The sequence below is a fragment of the Ruegeria sp. BC2 genome, from assembly GCF_056539245.1.
In genome coordinates this window covers 600,833-621,955 of the sequence record NZ_JBQFUQ010000001.1, presented here as the reverse complement: position 1 = coordinate 621,955, position 21,123 = coordinate 600,833, and the positions used below count along the sequence as shown (strand labels likewise).

General features: G+C 54.1%; 20 protein-coding genes. 8 read left to right on the top strand and 12 right to left on the bottom strand.

Annotated elements, in window-relative coordinates:
* Position 1: 1 nt before the first annotated feature.
* From ACR0CU_RS03055 to ACR0CU_RS03030, 6 genes are read right to left on the bottom strand one after another with little or no spacing between them, the layout of a single operon-like run.
* On the bottom strand, positions 2-1,306 hold the full coding sequence (locus ACR0CU_RS03055; protein WP_170339327.1) for a TRAP transporter large permease: 1,305 nt from the start codon (positions 1,304-1,306) through the stop codon (positions 2-4).
* Positions 1,303-1,854, bottom strand: coding sequence for a TRAP transporter small permease subunit (locus ACR0CU_RS03050; RefSeq protein WP_170366814.1), 552 nt, complete (start codon positions 1,852-1,854; stop codon positions 1,303-1,305). The genes ACR0CU_RS03055 and ACR0CU_RS03050 overlap by 4 nt, the downstream gene beginning before the upstream one ends.
* 30 nt (positions 1,855-1,884) lie before the next feature.
* On the bottom strand, positions 1,885-2,958 hold the full coding sequence (locus ACR0CU_RS03045) for a C4-dicarboxylate TRAP transporter substrate-binding protein (RefSeq protein WP_170445158.1): 1,074 nt from the start codon (positions 2,956-2,958) through the stop codon (positions 1,885-1,887).
* Positions 2,959-2,992: 34 nt separating this feature from the next.
* The gene (locus tag ACR0CU_RS03040) at positions 2,993-3,448 is read right to left on the bottom strand and encodes an OsmC family protein (protein ID WP_170339947.1); all 456 of its coding nucleotides are present in this window, start codon (positions 3,446-3,448) and stop codon (positions 2,993-2,995) included.
* 18 nt (positions 3,449-3,466) lie between these two features.
* The gene (locus tag ACR0CU_RS03035; RefSeq protein ID WP_170437016.1) at positions 3,467-4,132 is read right to left on the bottom strand and encodes a malonic semialdehyde reductase; all 666 of its coding nucleotides are present in this window, start codon (positions 4,130-4,132) and stop codon (positions 3,467-3,469) included.
* Complete coding sequence (locus tag ACR0CU_RS03030; RefSeq protein WP_170339952.1) at positions 4,129-5,013, bottom strand: fumarylacetoacetate hydrolase family protein; 885 nt, start codon at positions 5,011-5,013, stop codon at positions 4,129-4,131. Before ACR0CU_RS03030 ends, ACR0CU_RS03035 begins: the two co-directional genes overlap by 4 nt.
* Before the next feature lie 84 nt (positions 5,014-5,097).
* Between ACR0CU_RS03030 and ACR0CU_RS03025 the strand changes: the two genes are divergently transcribed.
* The 5 genes from ACR0CU_RS03025 (at position 5,098) to yghX (ending at position 9,992) form a co-directional block, all read left to right on the top strand.
* Complete coding sequence (locus ACR0CU_RS03025) at positions 5,098-5,484, top strand: YciI family protein (RefSeq protein ID WP_170445155.1); 387 nt, start codon at positions 5,098-5,100, stop codon at positions 5,482-5,484.
* A 42-nt stretch (positions 5,485-5,526) separates the two neighbouring features.
* On the top strand, positions 5,527-6,192 hold the full coding sequence (locus tag ACR0CU_RS03020; protein ID WP_480642430.1) for a GntR family transcriptional regulator: 666 nt from the start codon (positions 5,527-5,529) through the stop codon (positions 6,190-6,192).
* Position 6,193: 1 nt separating this feature from the next.
* Positions 6,194-7,492, top strand: coding sequence for a malonyl-CoA decarboxylase (locus ACR0CU_RS03015; protein WP_170445149.1), 1,299 nt, complete (start codon positions 6,194-6,196; stop codon positions 7,490-7,492).
* Positions 7,489-9,012: a malonate--CoA ligase gene (locus ACR0CU_RS03010; protein ID WP_170445146.1), complete on the top strand. Its 1,524-nt coding sequence runs from the start codon at positions 7,489-7,491 to the stop codon at positions 9,010-9,012. The genes ACR0CU_RS03015 and ACR0CU_RS03010 overlap by 4 nt, the downstream gene beginning before the upstream one ends.
* Positions 9,013-9,101: 89 nt before the next feature.
* Complete coding sequence (yghX, locus tag ACR0CU_RS03005) at positions 9,102-9,992, top strand: YghX family hydrolase (RefSeq protein WP_170445143.1); 891 nt, start codon at positions 9,102-9,104, stop codon at positions 9,990-9,992.
* 597 nt (positions 9,993-10,589) lie between these two features.
* Here yghX and ACR0CU_RS03000 read toward each other — a convergent pair.
* Together ACR0CU_RS03000 and ACR0CU_RS02995 are read right to left on the bottom strand one after the other, a co-directional pair.
* The gene (locus ACR0CU_RS03000) at positions 10,590-11,078 is read right to left on the bottom strand and encodes a CHAP domain-containing protein (protein ID WP_170404214.1); all 489 of its coding nucleotides are present in this window, start codon (positions 11,076-11,078) and stop codon (positions 10,590-10,592) included.
* A 345-nt stretch (positions 11,079-11,423) separates the two neighbouring features.
* On the bottom strand, positions 11,424-11,927 hold the full coding sequence (locus ACR0CU_RS02995) for a hypothetical protein (protein ID WP_217356753.1): 504 nt from the start codon (positions 11,925-11,927) through the stop codon (positions 11,424-11,426).
* 225 nt (positions 11,928-12,152) lie between these two features.
* On the opposite strand from ACR0CU_RS02995, the gene ACR0CU_RS02990 reads away from it, so the two are divergent.
* Complete coding sequence (locus ACR0CU_RS02990; RefSeq protein ID WP_170445136.1) at positions 12,153-13,427, top strand: adenylate/guanylate cyclase domain-containing protein; 1,275 nt, start codon at positions 12,153-12,155, stop codon at positions 13,425-13,427.
* A gap of 248 nt (positions 13,428-13,675) precedes the next feature.
* On the opposite strand, the gene ACR0CU_RS02985 is transcribed toward ACR0CU_RS02990, so the two are convergent.
* The 3 genes from ACR0CU_RS02985 to ACR0CU_RS02975 form a co-directional block, all read right to left on the bottom strand.
* On the bottom strand, positions 13,676-14,908 hold the full coding sequence (locus ACR0CU_RS02985) for an alpha/beta hydrolase family protein (RefSeq protein WP_170445133.1): 1,233 nt from the start codon (positions 14,906-14,908) through the stop codon (positions 13,676-13,678).
* A gap of 298 nt (positions 14,909-15,206) precedes the next feature.
* Positions 15,207-16,634: an adenylate/guanylate cyclase domain-containing protein gene (locus tag ACR0CU_RS02980; protein WP_170445130.1), complete on the bottom strand. Its 1,428-nt coding sequence runs from the start codon at positions 16,632-16,634 to the stop codon at positions 15,207-15,209.
* A gap of 20 nt (positions 16,635-16,654) precedes the next feature.
* Positions 16,655-16,951, bottom strand: a complete 297-nt coding sequence (locus ACR0CU_RS02975; protein ID WP_170371452.1) for a putative quinol monooxygenase — start codon at positions 16,949-16,951, stop codon at positions 16,655-16,657.
* Between the two features lie 418 nt (positions 16,952-17,369).
* Here ACR0CU_RS02975 and ACR0CU_RS02970 point away from each other — a divergent pair, with 418 nt between their 5' ends.
* A complete protein-coding gene (locus tag ACR0CU_RS02970; RefSeq protein ID WP_480642426.1) occupies positions 17,370-19,223 on the top strand; it encodes an amidohydrolase in 1,854 nt (617 codons plus the stop codon).
* A gap of 9 nt (positions 19,224-19,232) precedes the next feature.
* Here the strand turns inward: ACR0CU_RS02970 and ACR0CU_RS02965 are convergent.
* Positions 19,233-19,990 (bottom strand): IS5 family transposase gene (locus ACR0CU_RS02965; protein WP_170445123.1). Its coding sequence is split into 2 segments (ribosomal slippage): positions 19,233-19,666 and positions 19,666-19,990, totalling 759 coding nucleotides; the frame shifts between segments, so codons are not numbered across the junction.
* Between the two features lie 183 nt (positions 19,991-20,173).
* Here ACR0CU_RS02965 and ACR0CU_RS02960 point away from each other — a divergent pair.
* Positions 20,174-21,079 carry a DEAD/DEAH box helicase gene (locus ACR0CU_RS02960; RefSeq protein WP_170445120.1) on the top strand — a complete coding sequence of 302 codons (906 nt, stop codon included), beginning with the start codon at positions 20,174-20,176 and terminating at the stop codon, positions 21,077-21,079.
* Positions 21,080-21,123 lie beyond the last annotated feature (44 nt).

Here is a 21,123-nt window from a genome sequence, read left to right as displayed (position 1 = left end):
CTTAAATCAGGGCAAGGCTGAGGATCGGGAACTCGATCAGAATGAACAGAACGATCAGCATCACAAACGCAAAGGGAAGTGCGCCCATGAACACGTCTTTGAGTGATATGCGGTCGTCGTTGATCGTGGATTTTATGACAAAGCAGGATATGCCTAAAGGCGGTGTCAAAAGCCCGATTTCGGCTCCGACCACGGTGATAATGCCGAACCAGATCAGCGACATATCCAGCGCCTCGGCCATAGGTAGGAACAACGGAACAACGATAAGAATGATCGACGCCGTGTCGAGCAGCGTTCCCAGGAACAGCATCAGAAGAACATAAAGCAGCATGATCGACCAAAAGGACGCGGAATTCCCTGCAAGCAAGTCCTGAAGTTGATTGGGCAACCCCGCCAGTCCCAGCATTCGACTGTATATTGAAGCCGCCGTAATCAGGAACAGGATCGCCGCCGTGATGTGCCCGGTTTCCAGCAACGCGTCCCAGAATGCGCGCGGAGACATAGACTTGCGGGCAACCGCTATGATTAGCGCAACGAAAGCCCCGGCGGCCCCTGCTTCTACTGCCGTCAACCAACCCGTGTAGATACCACCAAGCACGATGGTAATGATGAACAGTGTCGGCAGTGTCTTGGAGGCGATCTCGCGTCCTGACATCCACTCGGTGTCTTCAACAACACGACCACCGACGAAAGCTGGGGTGAAGCGCCCCATGACCCAAATCGCGCCGACATAAGCGATTGCCAGCATAATCCCTGGAATGACCCCCGCCAGGAACATGTCCCCAACGGATTGTTCGGCCACGAAGGAATAGATGATCAGCATTGCCGACGGCGGGATGATCATCCCCAAGACCGAAGACCCGGCTACAACCCCAACCGCAAAACGTGGATTATATGCCTGCGCCATCATTTGCGGGACCGAGACTTTGGTGAACACTGATGCGGACGCAATGGACGACCCGGTAACGGCCGCAAACACGGCATTTGCTCCGACGGTCGCCATTCCGATACCGCCTTTGACCTTGCGAAATCGCATGGTCATGACCTCGTAAATATCCCTACCTAGTCCCGCTTTTGAAACGATGAGCCCCATAAAGGTAAACAGCGGGATGGTCGCAAAACTATACTCCATCGCGCTATCGCCAACCGCCACTTTCAACAGGTTGAGCGCAAGCGTGAAGTTGTCCCGCATCAGCCAGATCGACACGAACGAGACCACACCCAGAGCGATAGGAATGTAAACACCCGCGTAAATCAGAAAGACGATGGCGATGACCGAGATCAGGCCAATCTCGATCGGGGTCATTCTGCAGCCTCGTCATGCTCTGGGGTGCGGACAAGTTGCGGGCGGTCCTGCGCCGTGACGACCTTGAGCAGGAAGATCACGCAGGCAAGCGCAGTACCGCACGCGATGACCAGTTTGACCGGCCACCAAGGCAATGTGAAAAGACCCGGTACTCCGAAGTAGTCCTGTGTCTCCCACATATGAAAAAATTCTGGGAAGGTTACATAAGCGATCAGGGCCATGAAGATTGCGGAAATCGCGTTGATGATGCGCCTCAGGTTGGCTGTCAGACCGGGGCGACGATGGTGTAGCAGGTTCAAAAACCCGTCCGAGCGCGTCAATCGATCCACTCTGACCACATCGGCCAGCTGCAGGAACACGATCATCACGACCGAGAATTGCACCATCTCGTAGGTTCCGCGTAGTGGGGCCGAAAACAGGCCCCGCGCAATGACGTCAACATTCAGAATGACCACCAACGCCAGGACGACAAGCGTACCCAATGCGTTGGCGGCGATTGCAAGCGAATTGGCGACCCGCGACAAGCCAGCAACTGCGGTCTTCAGCATGAAAGGCCCCTTTCGTGGATCGCCAGCCAGTTATTTGGCCGTCCAGTCACGAACTCCGGTGAAACCCGCGTCCTGCAGCTTGCCGAGGTAAGCGGCCAAAATCGCGTCGCCTTGTTCTCCGTTTTCATTCAGGGTGGCTGCCCATTCCTGTGCAACATTTGGCATGGCGTTGGCCCAAGCCGCTCGTTCTTCGTCCGAAACTTCGACAATCGTTCCGCCGGCTTCGGTATAGGCATCCCTTGAGGCCGCGGCGCGGTCCATAGCGATACCGGCCACATGATCACGGTAGTCGATGGCAACGGCCTTAAGAACGTCTTTGACTTCGTCCGGCAACTTTGCCCAATAGTCAGAATTCACAGTTATCGTCTTGGAATTCACCGCACCCAAGTCAGCTTTGAGCATGTAAGGAGCTACTTCGGCGATCTTGAATGTTTTGGCAGCCTCCGGCCAAAGCATCGCACAATCGACCAGGCCAGTTTGAAGCATATTGTAGAAATCGGTCAGGCCACCACGTACCCCGGCCGCGTCTTTGATGCCTTCAAGATATCTGAGGTTCAGTCCAGCTCCGGCCACTTTCCGGCCTTCCAGATCTGAAACAGCCGAAACCGGCTCTGTACAGAAAACCTGATAGGTATCGAGCACGACGCCAGTTGCCAGGTAAACCTGGTTCTGCGCGGCAAACTCATTTTGCATCGCCGGGAACTCACGCGCGATTTCATCCACGGCTTTGGCCACAGCACGGGCGTCGGATGCAACGAAGGGCGTCGAACCCGAGATACCCTGACTAGGAAGCTTTGAAGAATGGAAGATCGTTGTGACGATCCCAATATCTCCAAGGCCAAGCTGGACACCTTCCAAAACACCCTTTGGCTTGACGATCGAACCGCCATAGTTCTCTTGCCAGCTCATCTTGTAGTTACCGGACTCAGCCAGCCGCTTGTCCACTTCTGGAATGAAGAAATTGGTGAATTCCTTCACCCATAGGGCCCGATCTGGGTACCCATCAATCACAACGGCTGAAATGGTCTCTTCCGCCTTGGCAGGCATCGCCATGACGCTTGCCACAGCAGCCGCAACAAGGCTGCGTTTGGTCCAGTTTTTCATTGCTTTCCTCCCAGAAAGTCGGGTCTGTTGACTTTTAGCTGCTTGTTTTGACCCAGTTGACGGTCAGGTCAGTGCCTGCCGCTTCGAACAGCTTTGCGATGGCACAGTATTTGGCCGTTTCCTCACCCACGCGTGTCAGCTCCTCCTGACTGGCGGGCGTTTCACAATTCACGGTGAGTTCAATTTCCGGAAACGGAACATCGATCTCTTCTTCCATTAGGACACCACGGCGATCCAACCTGCATTTCGCGTCTATCGTCACTGTGCCAAGATCAACTCCCAAACGATGCGCATTCTTGTGCCCGATGACGTTGGTGCAGGCGATCAGCGCTGCCATTGCGGTTTCGGTCGGAGACGGGCCAAGATTTGTTCCGCCCCGTTCGACCGGTTCGTCTACGACAACATCTAAATCACGAATGGGAATCTCGGTCCGCGCGTGCGTCGGGCATTGAGCTGTCGTGCGGTACGTGACGACAGGTTTCACTTTCATGGCCACTGGGTCACCTCCTCATGCATAAGAGCAAACCTTTTCGAATGGGAAGCGAGGCAGCTTGTGAAACAGTCCCGTTTCATCTGCGTAGCCCAGATTGCACAAAAAGTTCGACTTGAGCGTTGTTCCTGCAAAGAACTCCTCGTCGACGATCTTGTTCGAAAAGCCGGACATCGCGCCGACATCCAACCCGACAGCTCGGGCGGCGATCATGAAATAAGCGCCCTGAAGCGTTCCGTTGCGAAAAGCTGTATCGGCCACATATTCGGGATTGTTCTCAAACAATGGCCGTCGGTCTTCGTGCGGGAAAAGAAAAGGCAATTCCTTCCAGAAGTCCATGTCATAGGCAATGATCGCCGTGACCGGCGCATCCATCATTTTTGGAACGTTCTTTGGCTTCAACGACTTGGCAAGCCGCTCTTTTCCCTCGGCACTTTTCACGAAAACGAAGCGGGCGGGCAGCGTATTCATGCTGGTCGCGCCGTTGATCGTGATGTCATAAATCTCTTCGAGCAGATCGTCAGAAACTGGCTGGTCGGTCCACGCATAGTGAGACCTGGACTCGCGAAGGATCAAGGCAATTGCATCGTCGGACAAACGCGGAATGCGCTGGCGCAGATCACGATGATCTTGCTGCGCCTTGGCGCGAAGTGCTTCCAGCTCTGCCCCGGTTGGTGCGGTCATGCTGCGGCCACCTTGGACTTGGCGTCTTTTTCGTCAATGACTGGGCTGGCGCAAATTCCAATGCCTTCAATCTCGACCTCAACGGTTTCGCCGGGCTTCAACCAACGGGGGTTGGGCTTTTTGGCGTGTCCCACACCAGGCGGCGTGCCCAGCGCAATCAGATCCCCCGGCTCCAAAGTGGTATATTCCGAAATCGTCGCAATTACCTGCCGGACACCCCAAATCATATTGGCCGTATTCGAGCTTTGCAGGATTTCATCGCCCACACGGCTTTCGATCTTCAGACCTGATGCCCCTTCCGGCAACTCATCCGGCGTCACGGTGAAAGGACCGATCGCGCCCGTGTCATCAAAGTTTTTGCCGGGCGTCCACTGAACGGTTTTGCGCTGATAGTCCCGCAGCGAACCATCGTTGAATACAGTGTAGCCAAAGACATAATCCAGCGCGTCCTGCTCCGAGATATGGCGGCCGCGTTTTCCAACGATCAGCATAAGCTCGGCTTCGTAGTCGAGTTTTTCCGAACACGCAGGCCGCACCATAGGCTGGCCCGCCGCCATGATCGAATTCTTACCGCGCATGAACAGCGTTGGATATTCGGGGATGTCGTAGCCGCCCTCTTTGATGTGATCCGTATAGTTCAAACCCATACAAATGATCGTGCCGGGTGACGCCACGGGCAACGCCGGTGTGACTGAGGATAACGGCACACTATCTGCCGAGGTGATTTTTTCAACCAGCGAGTCGGCCAGGCCAGGCTTGCTGATCAAACCCATCAAGTCGGAACCGACGGCAGGGTCCAAAGCCGTTAGATTCACTGCGTTTTCACCGTTCACGGCAAAAACCGCTGTGCCTTCCGAAGTCTCTCCCACCAGGTATTTCATTGTCACCTTCCATGTTAGCTTGCTTGATTTTTGCCGACTATTTTGCAATATGTCAAATAATATCGATTTTCTTGGAGGCCGCGAATGGTTGCTTGGGCAGACTACAAATCAGAAGCAAAAAGCCGCGGTGCGCTTGCGTTGGAGCTTTACGTCGCGCTGAGCAGGCCAGCCAAAGCGCCCGAAGATGTAAAAGCTTCATTGCCAGATCACCTGGCGTATCAGGCGCAGCTTGAACATTCGGGGCAACTGGCTTTTGCAGGCCCCATGTCGGATGAAACCGGCGAGCATATGCAGGGGATTGGCCTCATCATCTATAGGGCCGACAGTCTCGAAGCCGCCCGAAAGCTGGCAGAAGATGACCCGATGCACAAAAGCGGGGCACGCAGCTTTGTAATGCGGCGATGGTTGGTAAACGAGGGCTCGCTGAACATCACAATCAGGCTATCGACTGGAACGAGCACGCTCAGTTAAGAGCTCCGAGTAGACTGCACCACGAAGAAGGGAATGCCAGACATGGATGCCATGCTTGATACCGAGGGCAAAGAGACATCCGCCACTCATGGTGCGTATCGAAAGCTGCGCGAAATGATCCTGACTGGCGAGCTGCCGCCCGGCCAAAAGCTCAAGATCGAACTGCTCCGTGGGCTCCTTGAGACCGGCGCAAGCCCGGTTCGCGAAGCTCTAAGCCTTTTGACATCGGATATGTTGGTGGAACGAATTGACCAGCGCGGATTCAGGGCTGCACCAGTAAGCAAATGCAACTTCGAGGAAATCCTTATGTTGCGATGCGGTCTTGAAGAAACCGCGTTGCGCAAGTCCATCGCCAATGCAGACTCAGCCTGGGAAGACAGGCTTGTTTTGCGGCACCACCATATGAAAAAGGCGAGCCAAAAAGGGGAACACTACTTTGAAGACGCACACAAGGCGTTTCACATGGCCTTGTTGGACAATGCGAGGCTTCCTTTACTCTTGCGGTATTGCTCGCAGCTCTACGACCTGAACATCCGCTATCGATATCTGGCGGCTGGCGGGTCGAGTTACAAAAAGCGCGATATCAACGCAGAGCATCAGGAAATACTGGACGCAGCACTGGATCGCGATGCAGATAGCGCAACGCGGCATTTGATCGATCATTACCGTCGAACCGGTGAGTATCTGAGCAGTCAGATGGAGTCGTGAAATGCAGCGGAACTGGTTTCTGGGCGATTTGCTTGATCAGCTGTTCGACCGCCCCGGCAAAAAGCGGGGCAAGGATGACAAGCGATCCATATCAGAGCTATGTGAAGCACTCTTGTCTGCGGAAGGTGAAGTATCAGGTTTCGCACTCGCATCAACGATACTGGATCGATACCAGACCTTGGACGACCCGGAAAAACTGGACTTCTTCGCTTATTTGAATGACCAGCTTGAGTTAGACGCGGATCAACTGTCTGAGACGGCGCGTCGTTATGCCGAGTGTAGAAGTGTCGATCTTTACAAAAGGCTTAGCGAGGCGGCTGAACCCAAACGGCAAGAATTGCTGCGCCGTCTGAATCAACCGTCCGGCGCGACGCAAGAGCTTGTGGCAATGCGCGTTGACCTGCTGCGTTATCTCAAATCCAACCCCGAACTCAAGCGCACAGATGTAGATTTCGTGCATTTACTGCGAAGCTGGTTCAACCGGGGTTTTCTGGTCCTCAAACAAATCAGCTGGGATACACCAGCCCGCGTTCTGGACAAGATCGTCGCGTATGAGGCCGTCCATCAGATTCATGATCTGGACGACTTGCGGCGCCGGCTTTTCCCGCCCGACCGTCGCTGTTTTGCATTTTTTCATCCCTCAATGCCGGATGAACCGCTGATTTTTGTCGAAGTTGCTTTGACGACTGAAATTCCGAACGCGATTGATGTGCTTTTGTCCGAAGTTCGAGAACCGATCGAACCAGAACAGGCCAAAATCGCCGCATTCTACTCAATTTCAAACTGCCAAAGGGGGCTAACGGGAATCAGCTTTGGAAACCTGCTGATCAAACAGGTTGTGACCGAACTTTCGCGAGAGCTTCCGGGCCTCGACACATTTGTGACCTTGTCTCCGATACCCGGTATGAACCGGTGGTTAGCTGGCGAAACAGGACATTCCGAGCATGGCCATGCTGCCGAAGCCGTAATTGCGGGAACAGCCCCTCCGCAGGACGTGCGGGCGATGGCCGCCCGATACCTGTTACACGCCAAGCGCGAAGATGGGATGCCGCTGGACCCAGTGGCCCGCTTTCATCTGGGCAATGGAGCCGAGCTTCACGAACTGCATGCCGGGGCCGATCCGTCACAGAACGGACGATCCCAATCCGGCGGCGCAATGGTCAATTACCTCTACGACTTAAAAAAGACTGAACGTCACCACGAAGAATTTGTGACGCACGCCACAATCGAAACCTCGCGTTCCGTGCGCGCGGCTTCAACCGCAGTACTTGCGCCCAGACCAGAGGAAAATCCAGCGTGACTAACACACTTTATGACAGCTTGTTTGCCCACCACGCGGGAAACGAGGCTCCGTTCCTGCTACTCGATGACGGAAAAGTAGTGTCATATGACGCGTTTCTGAAACGCGCTGCGCAGATCGCGCATGTTTTGCAGAAAAGTGGAGTTTCTCCTGGCGACCGCATCGTTGTGCAGGCCCCAAAGTTGGCCGATACGGTTGCACTCTATGCTGCTTCAGTTCAGGCAGGTGCTGTCTATTTGCCGCTAAACACTGCTTACACAATGGCAGAATTGGACTACTTCGCATCTGACGCCCAGCCTGCGGTGATCGTCTGCGACGACAACGACGAAGCTGAGATCAAAACATTGGCGGATCGGTATGGCGCAAGGCTGCTTACCCTTGGCGGTGAAATATCAAGCTTAAGCCGCCAAGCTGACGCGCAGCCCCGCGAGTTTGAAACCGTTGATCGCGCCCCGGACGACCTTGCGGCTTTGCTTTATACGTCGGGAACCACGGGTCGCTCTAAGGGCGCAATGTTGAGCCACCAGAACCTTTTGACCAATGCACAAGCTCTCGCGGATTTGTGGGGTATGACAAACAACGATCGCTTGGTTCACGCGCTGCCGATCTTTCACACGCACGGGCTTTTCGTGGCGATGAACACGTCACTAGTCGCCGGGTCCGAGGTTCGGCTGATGGAAAAATTCGACATTGGAATGATCTTGGAGGAATTACCGCATTCAACCCTTCTAATGGGCGTCCCAACTTTCTACACTCGATTGCTGGCAGATGACGGTTTCACCAAAGAGACGGCGGCGAACATGCGGTTGTTCGTGTCGGGCTCTGCCCCATTGCTGTCCGAAACCCATCAGGCGTTCGAAGCGCGCACAGGCCACCGCATCCTGGAGCGCTACGGTATGACCGAGACAAACATGAACACCTCGAACCCTTATACTGGCGAACGTCGCGCAGGAACTGTTGGCATGGCATTGCCCGGCATCGAGGTGATCGTCACTGATCCTGAAACCGGTGAGCAACTGCCCAGAGGGGCGGTTGGAATGATCGAGATACGCGGCCCTAATGTTTTCCAAGGCTATTGGCAGATGCCCGAAAAAACCGCTGCAGAACTTCGCGAGAATGGGTTCTTTATCACCGGGGATCTGGGCAAATACAGCGAGGATGGCTACCTGTCGATTGTAGGTCGTTCAAAAGACCTCATCATTACTGGCGGTTACAACGTCTACCCCAAGGAAATCGAAGACGTTTTAAACGACATCGATGGCGTACTGGAGTCGGCAGTCTTTGGCGTCCCTGATAACGACTTCGGGGAAGAGATCATTGCCGCTCTGGTTGCTGAGCCAGGCGTAGAACTCGACACGGATCAGATTGCATCAATCATCAGGGAAAGGCTGTCGCGCTTCAAACATCCGCGTCGGTACGAACTCGTCCAAGAGTTGCCACGAAACACCATGGGAAAAGTCCAAAAGAACGTTCTGCGCGATCAGCACACGAAGAAGGAACCCGCTACGGCAATACCTTAGCCGACCTGCCTAGAACTTCGAACAAACCATAACCCTTTGAACTGATAGTATCCCACGGATTGAATCGCCACCTCATCAGGAGATTGACCATGACTCGCATGACAGCAAAAGACTTCGATCAGGAACTGCTGGATCTGTACGACTATTATGCGCACGGAAAGATCACCAAACGCCAATTTCTGGACCGCGCCGGAAAATTCGCGGTTGGCGGCTTAACGGCTGCCGCGTTATTGAACATGCTCAGCCCGAACTATGCGCTGGCACAGCAGGTGTCGTTCAACGATCCCGATATCCACGCAGACTACATAACCTACCCCTCTCCGAACGGAACGGGTGATGTCCGAGGCTACCTTGTTCGTCCCGCTGGTGTGGAAGAACCCCTGCCCGGGGTGCTCGTGATACACGAAAACCGCGGCCTGAATCCCTACATCGAAGATGTGGCGCGTCGCTTGGCGAAAGCAGGCTTTATGGCACTGGCTCCTGACGGCCTAACGTCGGTTGGCGGATACCCCGGCAACGACGCAGATGGGCGCGAGTTGCAGAAGACAGTCGACCGGATTGAGCTGATGAATGACTTCTTCAATGGCTTCGAATACCTGTTGAACCGGGAAGACTGTACTGGGAAAGTTGGCGCTGTGGGTTTCTGCTATGGCGGTGGTGTGGTCAGCGCAATTGCAGTGGCCTACCCCGAATTGGCCGCCGGCGTGCCATTCTATGGCCGCCAGCCGGCCGCTGAGGATGTGGCTAAAATTCAGGCGCCGTTGCTGATTCAGATGGGCGAGCTTGATGAACGCATCAACGCAGGTTGGCCGGAATTCGAAGCTGCGCTGCAATCCAACAATAAGGTTTACGAGGCCTACATGTACGAAAATGCCAACCACGGCTTTCATAACGACAGTACGCCTCGGTATGACGAGGAAATGGCAAACTTGGCCTGGGACCGCACCATTGATTGGTTTAACACCTACCTAAAGTCCTGAATTGAGTTGGCGGAATGGCGAAGCGACGGCAAAAAATCTGTCGTCGCTTCGGTGTTCAAAAGCTTCGAGAGAGCGTCATCAAACAAACTCAAAGCATTCTCGGCCAGCCCCAAATAGCTGCCTTTTTGCTGCACCAAGCTCGCGCCATTCGCCGAGGGTAGCGTTGCATGTCAGCTTCAAGGTGTCTCGATTGGTATGAGATTGCTACAGGTTGAAGTGATTTTAGAGGGCGGAGTGAACGGCCGCGAGCTTTTGCAATTTTGCATCCAACTTACTGGCTGCATAGTAATTCGAGAACGGTTGTTTTGGTCCGTGACCCAGTCATTCCGGATCGCAAACTCGCTGCGTTCTGCCTGAACGTTCGCATTTTCCTCTGTCATGCGGCGGGTGATTTTCGGCGATGCGGTGGGTAATTTTGCTGCGAGCGCTCGCAGCGTAAATTCTTCACTTCTACTGAGGGCTCGATGCGGTCATTCGCTCTAACGCGACGATTATCCGGTTTGCGGACCTTTTCCGTCACTGTCCCGCGTGAACAACTGAGCCGCTTGTGACCCATCCGTCGGATACCCACAGTGTGCGGTTCACAATTGAATTAATCTATTCCCCAACTTTGGGGTAAATGAACCCGTTCACCGGGTAGAAGCTGCCATACCGGCCCGGATGACTTTCAACGCGGACCAATGTCCAATCATTGTTTTTGGATACATCCTTGACGCCCATTTTCAATGATACCTTGTTGCGGTGCCAGTTGGCGTGGTTCACGATGACTTCTCTGTCAGTGACGACATCGGATACGACAGCCACGTGACCAAGCGGCATCCCTCGGGTTGCTCGAAATGACATGACCGCACCAACAACCGGTTCATTGCCTCGCTCAAAGGTATTGCGCGCCTTGCCCCACCAGTCCTTGGCGTTTCCGCGAATTTCGATACCGCTGAGGTTACGTGCGTAGGGTACGCACCATACCCTTTGCCCTCGAGCTTGTTTTTGAGAGACCTCGCGCAACGCCATGGCCTGACGTTCTGGATCGAGATCCGCGCCGCTTGGGGCCTGAGCGCAGGCAGAAACAAGAGCAAAAAGCCCCATCGCAAACGCAGCGCGAGCATTACCGTGCAGGCACGGCCGTTTCGTATTCGCTTTGCTGTCGCTGTTCTTCAAGACATTACATTGACGGTTTGAGGGGTCGGATAGTTTTAAGGCGATCTAATGGGTAATGAAAAGAGCCCAGCCGGATCTCCGGCAGAAATTTGCCAGTTGATATTCATCCTCGAAAGGACGAGCGCGAAACTTTGCAAAGTCAACTTTCTGCGCACAGCCGCCGTCGGTCGATCGCGCAGCATCGGTCACTTGGGGCTCACATCCTCTGTTCGCTGCGTCTTCACTGAGTGACTACTTTGCGGACGAAGTGGCTAGCCTCGGACAACTTCTGAATTAGCCCGAAACATCCATCGAGTAGAAATAGGTCGCACAAATAGTCTGGTCATCAACGCTTGTAGGCGCTGCCGCACCCGTAAACATAGCGATGCCGAGATAGTCGAACCCAGAACTTTCTTCGTTCCAGGCCGCCATAAATGTGATTGGCTGGTCTCCACAAAGCGTGTTTCCCTGACGCAACGGTCCGACGTCACCTGATACCCGGAATACCTGAGCAATAGGCACGTCACCAGACACGCCCCAATTACCTGAACTCTTGGCGTCATGAACCTCGAGATCAAGAGAAGCGCCGGTCTCGAAGACTATCCGCTTGGTAGACAAGATTACTGGCCCGGTAATCGCCATTGCCGTTTCGCTGGAAGGATTGAAGGCCTTGGAATACTCAAAGAGCGGTTGGGAAGATGCAGCACCCCCCATTACCCCCATAGTTATTTGCAGCATCAGGTTCGATCGACGCATTTGATTCTCCATTGTGCGAAGCGGGCTGACAACCTTAAACATGCTTTTGCTTTGTCGTCGAATGCAGCCGAGAGACCAAGCCAATCGTTGTCTATGCTGAGCACGCGATCAAGGTCTGAGGAGGACTCGAACCTGACGTTCGTCTGAAAATCGTGAGCGTACGCGTGTGAGAATTAGCAAACCCATTGCAAGAGAAATGAGAGTTCGAAGACAAACCCAATGACATGAGCCTCCGGCTGTAACAAGATGGTGACAGAGGTGTACGTTATGGCGGATGTTTTCGACCGCATTGCAGATTGGTTGCAGAAGCTGGCCTTTTTTGATGCCGACCTTGGCGGGCTAGTCGAGCAGCTAAGTCACAGGCTGATCGATGGTGGCGTGCCGGTTTCGCGTGTTTCCTTGGGCCGCCTGATGATGCACCCTGTAATTGGATTGCTCGACGCAACATGGGATGCTTCCAACCATCGAATTGAATGGACTGTTCTTCCACGAAGCTCGGTGACAACTGATCTCTTCGACAAAGCACCCTTCGGAGAGAACTCGAAATTGGCCAATGAGATAGCGAAACAGCACTTCAACAAGGAAGTCTGGGACTTGGCGGACGACCTTACGAACGGCTCGATCAAGTTTCCTTTCATGCGAGCAGATCTGACTGACGAAGCGACCCGTGACAGATTTCCGCTATTCCAAAAACTCGCTGAGGCAGGTGTCACCGACTACGTCGTATTCAGTGCACCATTCGGCAATCGTACCGTTGTATTTGACGGCAAGGCCGAGTGGGCTTTGGGGGCGTCAGTCTCTTTTGCTACAAAGCGTCGTTCTGGTTTCACAGACCGTGAGGTAGATGGTCTGTCGCGACTGTCTCTACCTTTGCTTGGTACAGCGCGTGTTCTGTCAGAGCAGTTCCTGGCAGCTGAGTTGATGGAGGTTTACTTGGGCAAGGTGTCCGGTCGATCTGTATTGAACGGTCAAATAGCCCGGGGAGATGTCAGCAAAATTGACTGCGCTCTATTGTTCAGTGACATACACGGGTCTACGGCTTTGAGCCAGCGCCTGTCACCGGAAAAATATGTCGCGACCGTCAACCAATTCTTCGACTGCGTCGGCGGGGCGGTACACGACCACGGCGGAGAGGTTCTGAAATTCGTTGGCGATGGGTTGCTTGCGATCTTTCCTTTTGATGGCCAACGAAGACTACCCGAAGACATGTGCGAAGCTGCCCTGTCGGCGGCGCGAGAAGCGTTCCAAAGGCATAAAGAGCTTGATCCATCAGACCGTGCTGAGTTTGGGATTGGTTTGCACACTGGTGCGGCCGTGTACGGGAATGTTGGCACTGAAAAGCGCTTGGATTTTACGGTTACCGGCACATCAGTTGCGATAGTCAGCCGGTTAGAAGGCTTGACGCGAAAACTGGATGCGCGGCTTTTGGCAACTGGCGACTTTGTCAGCTTGGTATCTGAAGAGCCACATAAATTGGGGCGGCATTCATTGCGGGGTTTTGATAAAGACTTAGAGGTCTTTTCCTACGGAATTGTCACGTAAAGCTCAATTGCATGAGCCTTTTGCAAACATGCTTTGATGTGCGTTTTGAGATGCAGGCATTAGAATGACAACGGTCTGCTTCGGGCTCGTAGCGGTTTTCCCGCAAGACTCAGTGTTTGGCTTCTCGGCAGACAGAAGCTGCAATTCCAATCATATCGGTAAAACTTGCTTCCAGACAGAAACGGAAATTCACCGAAGCATCCGGCAAAAAACGCGGAGATAACAGGGTCGCAGTCCAATTCATTGTTTCAACGTTGATCCTGGAGGCGCCGGATGTAGTCGCTGACGATCTCTTCCCAGAGTATCGGCCACCACAATACCCAATGACCTTTGTTGTAGCCAGGAACGGCCACGATATGAGTCTCACTATTGGCACCCATCGCTTCCATTTCGGCGAGGTTGGATAGGGAATGCTCGATGCTGTAGAACATGTCATCTTCCCCATAGATGGAAAGCACCGGCCCATCGAATGATCCAACACGTCGAAAGAGCGTCGGATTGATTTGGGGATCACCGTAGCCCTCTGCCATCCATCCCCCAACGAAGTTGATCACACCAGCGGTGTTTCCCGGATCGTCGCCAGCCTGCATAAGGGCAACAATGCCCCCGCGCGAGAAACCAATCAGTAGAACCGATCCATCACTCACATCCGGTCGTTCCTGCAACGCATGCAGCGCTGCTTTTGCATCCATCAGCGCACGTTCCGCCCCTGCCAAAGATAGCCGGGCCTCCGTCGAATAGCCCTCGGTCCGATCTTCAGCAAAGCCCTCGTCATACAATCCGTCGGACCCACCCCGACCGCGGCGCTGTGGGAACGCAGCGATCCAACCGTGTGAGTTCAGAACGTCCGCAAGCCAGTCGTTGGAAAAGAACCGATCAAAAGCCTGCGGATCGGTTCCAGAGCCGGTTGAGCCGTGATGAACGAGAGCCAACGGGAAAGGCCCATCACCAGGAGGTCGATAGATAGCCACAGCAAGCTCGACTGTTGCGCCGTCCTCTCGGAGTTCCGTCGTAAGGAAGTCTCGCGTTCCAACCTCAAACCACTGGCGGGTCGCCGTCGCGAGGACTTCTGAGAGGGTTTGTCGCTCGAGTATTGCGACGCGGTCCTCGGTTGGATAGATGCCCCGCAGTCGCCCCGTACCCGAAATTGAATAGCGCGCCCCGAAGTCATTGTCGGTGAACACCAACGTGCTTCCGTCTAAACGTGCTTTGCTCCGGAACCAGTTTCCGCGGCCATGCTGGCCACGTCCGACCGAGTAAACAACATTGAACAACCCATCCTCATCTCGGCTTTCGACGACGAGGATATGACTTCTCCGAGAATCCCATCTCCCCGTCCAAATTCCAAGAAAAGGAGAATCTGGCGTTACATCAATTACAATGTCGGCAGGAAGCGGGGCGTCCCCGATAAGAACGGAGTCTTGCGCAAAAGACTGAGTGGCCAAGACAACGAGTGTTGCGATGGTGAGAGAAAAGCGCATGACGAATGCCCCGATGCTGTAAGTGATACGAGTTCGCCCTTTTTTAGCACAGTACACGGTGCGATTAGTGCAACTCATCGCTCTGGACTGCCAAGCCTGCTACTCACCATCTTGTGAAGTGTGGTTGGCTTTGCCATTGGTTCCCACTTGTACGCGTGAAAGCGGTCTTTTGCACACGCGATTTCTCAATGAAGCCCGTCCTGGCGTCGCAGCGTGGCGGGAAATTGGCTGTCGTGCAGCCATTTTTGATATGTGATGTCACAGGTTTTGGACTGAGCTGCCGTGACCGAAAATTTGACTAGTCGTCCAGATCTGAAACAACGGACTTTAGTCGGAGGATTGCCCCCTTGCTTATGCGAGCACGATCAACTGTAAGAGAAAAGCCTTCATCTTCCTCGTGAATAATGCGGCAATCGCGGTCGGCACTTTCATAAATAGCGGTCGCAGCATACGTGCGAATGGGGTTTTGAAATCCCTTCACTCGAACAGGCTCTCGTTCCTCAACCGGAAGCCAGTCTTTTTCCAAAGAATAGGTTTCGGCAGCGAGTAAGAGACCTCCTGGATCACACTCGGCCTCAAGTCTCGCAGCAAGGTTCACTTCGCGTCCGATAGCAGTGTAGTCCATCCGGTCTTCCGAGCCGAAGTTTCCAGTAGTGCAGTAACCGGTGTTAATACCCATGCGAGCGCGAAATGGTCGATCGATCAATCCTTTGCGCTGCCATTCCGTTTGTAAGTGGCCAAGCTTGCGTTGCATATCTATTGCCATTCGCACACATGCAGCGGCATCTTCTTCTACCCCGAGGCTTTCGGGTTCGCCAAAGTACAGCATCATGGCGTCACCGACAAACTTGTCGAAATATGCGCCGTGCTTCAGGGCGATTTCGGACATTGCTGAAAGATACTCATTCAACAAAGTAGTCAACTCCTCGGCTTCGAGATGATCTGTGATTTCGGAGAAGTCGACGATGTCTGAGAAGAAGATCGTGAGCTTTCGGCGGCGGCTTTCGATAGCCGCGTGTTGGTCGCCGGCAATGATTGACTCGTAGAGTTGGGGTGGCATGTATTTGGCAAGCTGTTTGGACACGTGTGTCAAAGTGTCATTCGCCTCACGCATCTGGCTCAGCAAGTGCAAGTTGTCCAAGGCGATGTTCGCTTGTGCCGCAAATGTTGTGAGAATATCGAACTGCTCTTTTTGAAGTCTTCCGGTTGAATGCCTCAACACGGCGAGAGCTCCAACAGTTTGTCCTCCTTGTGAAATTGGCACCATGGTGACTGCCTGAAACCCTGAGGCGAGGAAGTTTCCAGCCCCTATACGGAACCTGTCTTTCGATGCGGCGACGTCCGGCAGATCAATCGCCTCGCCGTTCAAAATGACATGGCCATGGATTGTTTCTGGATGAATTGGCGCCGGAAAGCGACGCCGCCAAGCCTCGACGCCACCCGGTTCGGGACCAGAAATTGCTCCCAAAATCAGTTTGTCGCCGTCCTGTAATCCAATGCTGACTGTCGACTTTGGGAACAGCGTTTGACCCGCTTCAACAATCGAGTTGAAGACAGGTTGAGGGTCTTTGATAGAGCTGTTGACGACCTCCAGGATTTTGGCGGTCGCCTTTTGCCGATCCAGCGCCTCCCGCAACCGGAGTTCCAAGGCTGCCAAGTCCTCAGCCTTCGGTTCGTTCAGACCAAGGAAGCGTTCTGGCAGCGATTTTCCCCTACCCTTCGACATCCTGATCCTCCCGTTCGCGATTAGCCGTCGACCAAGTCATAGTGCTTGATGGATCGAGACTCGACGAGGTCAGCTTCTATCGGATCGATGTGCGGGCTTTGGTAGTTTTCTCCCACAAACGACTTCAGTGCCTCCAAGCTCTCCCAAACCATAACGAAACTGAACTCTCGTGGCGTATCCTCTCTCGGCGCTCCCGGAAGAAGGTGCACGATTCCAGGGGTGTTTTTCATCAACGGGATCGCAGTGCCGCGAAAAAAGCGGCCAAATTCCTCTTCTTTTCCCGGCCGCGTTGTCACCTGAAAAATGCGCATGATCATACATCCATCCTCCCAAAGATGCGGTTTCTGAATGTATGTGTGCCTCGCACGATCCAGCTTAGCATACTCGATGGTGAGTGTCAGATTATGACTCCGAGCAGTGCTCGTAGAGTTTGGACGAATGACTGCTCTGCGGACAAAACAGACATTGGTCGCAATGGAGCGAGTAACCGGATCGAACCCAAAGACAGCTTGGGGAAGACAGAGGCTGAATGCTTCGATTGGCCTCCATCAAGAACTGCGGTTCGAAGGACTCCAAGTCAGCAAAACTCTGAATAGCGTTTCTTCTGGTGCGGCTTACGGGCGTCTTTTGGTTAACCGCATTGAAAACATCTGCGTATTTTGTGTTAGTTAAGTGCATTAGGGAAAGGCATCCACCATGGGAAGCACCTCCAGACGGGCATTTATTAGGTCCTTCTTGACGAGCACGACGATCCTCGTTGCTCCGAGTACATTGTTCGGGCAAGAAGGCACGCTGACCGATCTTGGCGGAGCGATACTCGATCTTGATGAAGTCACGATTTTTACGGCGCGCGAGATCGTCACACTTGATCCCGACCTTCCAAGCGCCGAAGCCGTTGCTGTTGTAAACAGTCGGGTTTTGGCGACCGGCACTAGAGAGCAAGTTCAAGAGGCGATTGGTGAACAGCCCTTCACCGTTGATGACACATTCGCCGACCACATCATCGTTCCCGGCTTTATCGCCCAGCATGATCACCCAGTTTTGGGCGGCTTGAGCCTTTCGTCCGTCATTCTTTCGATAGAGGACTGGGACTTGCCACAAGGTTTATCACGCGCCGTTGTGGACAAGGATGACTTTCTGGCACGGTTATCTGAAGCTGTTGATGGTCAGCAAGACCCGGACACCCCTGTCATGACATGGGGATACCACGCTGCATTTTATGGTCCATTGACACGGTCGGACCTTGACCAGATCAGCAGCGAACGACCTATCTTTGTGTGGGCACGCTCTTGCCACGAATTCATCCTGAATTCAGCTGCAATGGAGGCCGCAGGCGTTACCGAGGAGGTCATGGACGCTTGGTCCGACTCAGAAAAGATGCAATCCAGCTTTGAGCATGGGCACTTCTGGGAACAGGGTTTGTTTGCAGTTCTGCCTTTGATTGCGCCATACGTGGCGACCCCTGAAAAGTTTCGCGCTGGTTTGGAGACCATGCGCGATTATTTGCATGCGAAAGGCGTGACCTACGGCAACGAGCCCGGCGGCATTCTCGCACGCCCGGTTCAGGATGCGGTGAACGCTGTATTCTCCGCACCCTCAATGCCGTTTCGGTGGAGCTTCATTCCAGATGGAAAAAGCCTGATCGCCAAATATGACAATGCTGAAGATGTGATCGAACAGACAGAAGCACTTGTCGACTGGTATGGTGGCAAGACCAGTATGTCCAAAGGCAGCGTCAAGCTTTTTGCGGACGGTGCGATATATTCCCTTGCCATTCAACTGAGGGACGATCCGCTTGGCGATTACCATGGCGAGTGGATGATGGACCTGCCGGCCTTTGAACGCGCGTTTCAAACCTATTGGGACGCCGGCTACCAAGTTCATATTCACGTCAACGGTGACGCCGGGTTGGACCGTGTATTGAACGCCTTAGAGCGAAACTTACGCAGAAACCCGCGTTTCGATCATAGAACGGTGATCGTGCACTTTGCTGTGAGTGCGCCCGATCAGGTCGATCGTATCAAACGTCTGGGTGCGATTGTTTCTGCAAATCCCTACTACGTTACGGCACTTGCGGACCAATACAGTAAAACCGGTCTTGGTCCTGAACGCGCCAATGAGATGGTCCGTCTTGGAGATCTGGATCGAGCGGGCGTATCCTGGTCATTGCATTCCGATATGCCGATGGCGCCCGGTGATCCATTGTTCCTAATGTGGTGTGCGGTGAACCGCGTGACGAGTTCCGGTCGGGTAGCAGGACAGGATCAGACGGTCCCGGTCGAAGAGGCCTTGCGTGGAGTGACAATCAACGCCGCCTATTCTCATCGTCTTGAACGGGACCTTGGCAGTATCGAACCTGGCAAGCGTGCGAACTTCACTATTTTGGATGACAACCCATTGACGGTGGATCCCATGGCAATCAAGGACATTCAGGTTTGGGGAACAGTATTGGAAGGCGAAAAGTTTCCTGTGGGCGACAAGCCAGAACAGGAAGATGCAGGTTTGCCTCTAAATGATCCGGAAAGCCAAAGAGAGTTCGCAGTGAACACTCTCAATCACGCGCTTTCGGTTGTTCACGCCCATCTTTAGGGTCAGGATTCATAACCAGTACATAATGGTTGCCGCGAGTGCGATGGCTGATAGGAATACCTTGGGACAACGGTCGTAGCGTGTCGCCACGCGCCTCCAATCCTTGAGCCTGCCGAACATGATCTCGATCCGGTTGCGGCGTTTGTACCTGCGCTTGTCGTATTTGACCGGTGTCTTGCGTTGCTTACGGCCTGGGATGCAGGCGCGTATCCCTTTGTCTGTTAGCGCTTCTCGGAACCAGTCGGCGTCATAGCCGCGATCCCCGAGCAGCCAATCCACGTTTGGTATGCTGCTGAGCAGAGCCCGAGCACCGATGTAATCGCTGACCTGGCCGGCGGTAACGAACAGGTTGAGCGGGCGACCTTTGCTATCACAAATGGCATGCAGCTTGGTATTCATACCGCCCTTGGTTCTGCCGATCAGGCGTCCACGCCCCCCTTTTTCGCGGCCATACTGGTCGCGGTGCGGTGGGCTTTGAGATAGGCCGCGTCAATCATGACAGTCCCCTTTTCGCCGTGCTCGGCGGCCAGGCCGGCCATCATCAGCGCGAAGATGCCTTTCTCGCTCCAACGCTTCCACCGGCTGTAAAGCGTTTTGTGCGGCCCATACGCTTCCGGGGCGTCTCGCCAGCGCAATCCATTGCGATTGACGAAGATAATCCCGCTCAACACCCTTCTGTCATCAACTCGAGGCTTGCCGTGCGACTTAGGGAAAAAGGGGGCAAGCTTGGCCATCTGCTCGTCGGTTAGCCAATAAAGGTCGCACATGACACCGCTCCGTTTTTCGAGCCGTGAATCACGCAACGAAGCGAAAATCAATGCATCCTGACCCTAGAACTCGAGGAACCCCCGAAGAACGACATAGAACGATTCGTCCTTTGGAAAGAGAAGCTGGATGCTGCCCGGGCGAAACTGAAAACCGACGTCGCGCACATTTCCGCAACATCACGGGTGGTCGCGATCACGACCAACCCTCTGATTTTACACTTCGAAAGCGTGGCAAATTCAGGCGGCGGCTCTTGGCACTTTGCCATAGCTGGCGAAGCTAGTCAGATCATGCTGCCCGCGGCTTTGATGGTCGCCAGTTTGGCGAAATGCTGCACCTTTGCCGGGGATCCTCAACAGCTGGCACCATTCGTTCAAAGTGCTGATCCGTTAGCCCAGGCTGTCCTGGGCAAGACGGCGTTCGACGTTTTCAAAGACGCCCAAAGCGTCTTTCTGAATGAGCAGTCCAGAATGTGCCAAGGCGTCTGCGGTATTGTTTCGCACACTTTCTACGGTGATGAACTCGTGGTGTGCCCAAAAGCCGCTCGAGATCCCGAATGGAAGTTGGCTCGATCTCCGTGGTTTCTAGACGGGCGAGAGATACCGCGCGTTCTCGTGGACGACCGCGCCGGAGAGTCCACTTGGTCAAAGCGCTATAATGGCAAGATCCGGTACGCATCGGCAGAAATTGCCGCGGCCCTGGTTCACGAGCTGTTGGGATCCTACGTCGAACCTAACGACGTTTTGATCCTAACACCATTTCGTGCTCAGCGCGCATTGATCAGATCGATGCTTGGCCGCCAGGGACAACGGGCAGTCCCGGTCAGTACGGTTCACCGGGCGCAAGGCAGCGAGCGAAAAATCGTGATCTTCGATCCAGTGGATGCTGGGAGCCCCTTTCTGAATAGCGAGACTGGACGCCGCTTGATGAACGTAGCTGCGTCACGTGCACAGGCGCATCTGGTCATTCTTGTTGGCGAAACAGACCTCCAGAACCCATATCTTGCCAAGATGACCGTGCGCGCACGAAAGCTTTGGGACCGAAAGGGAGATTTCGCGTCACCGCTTCGTGTTCGTCTGCCACAAACGTGATAGTACCGTCATCCCTACGCGCGAGCCTGCCACCAGCCCCAGCC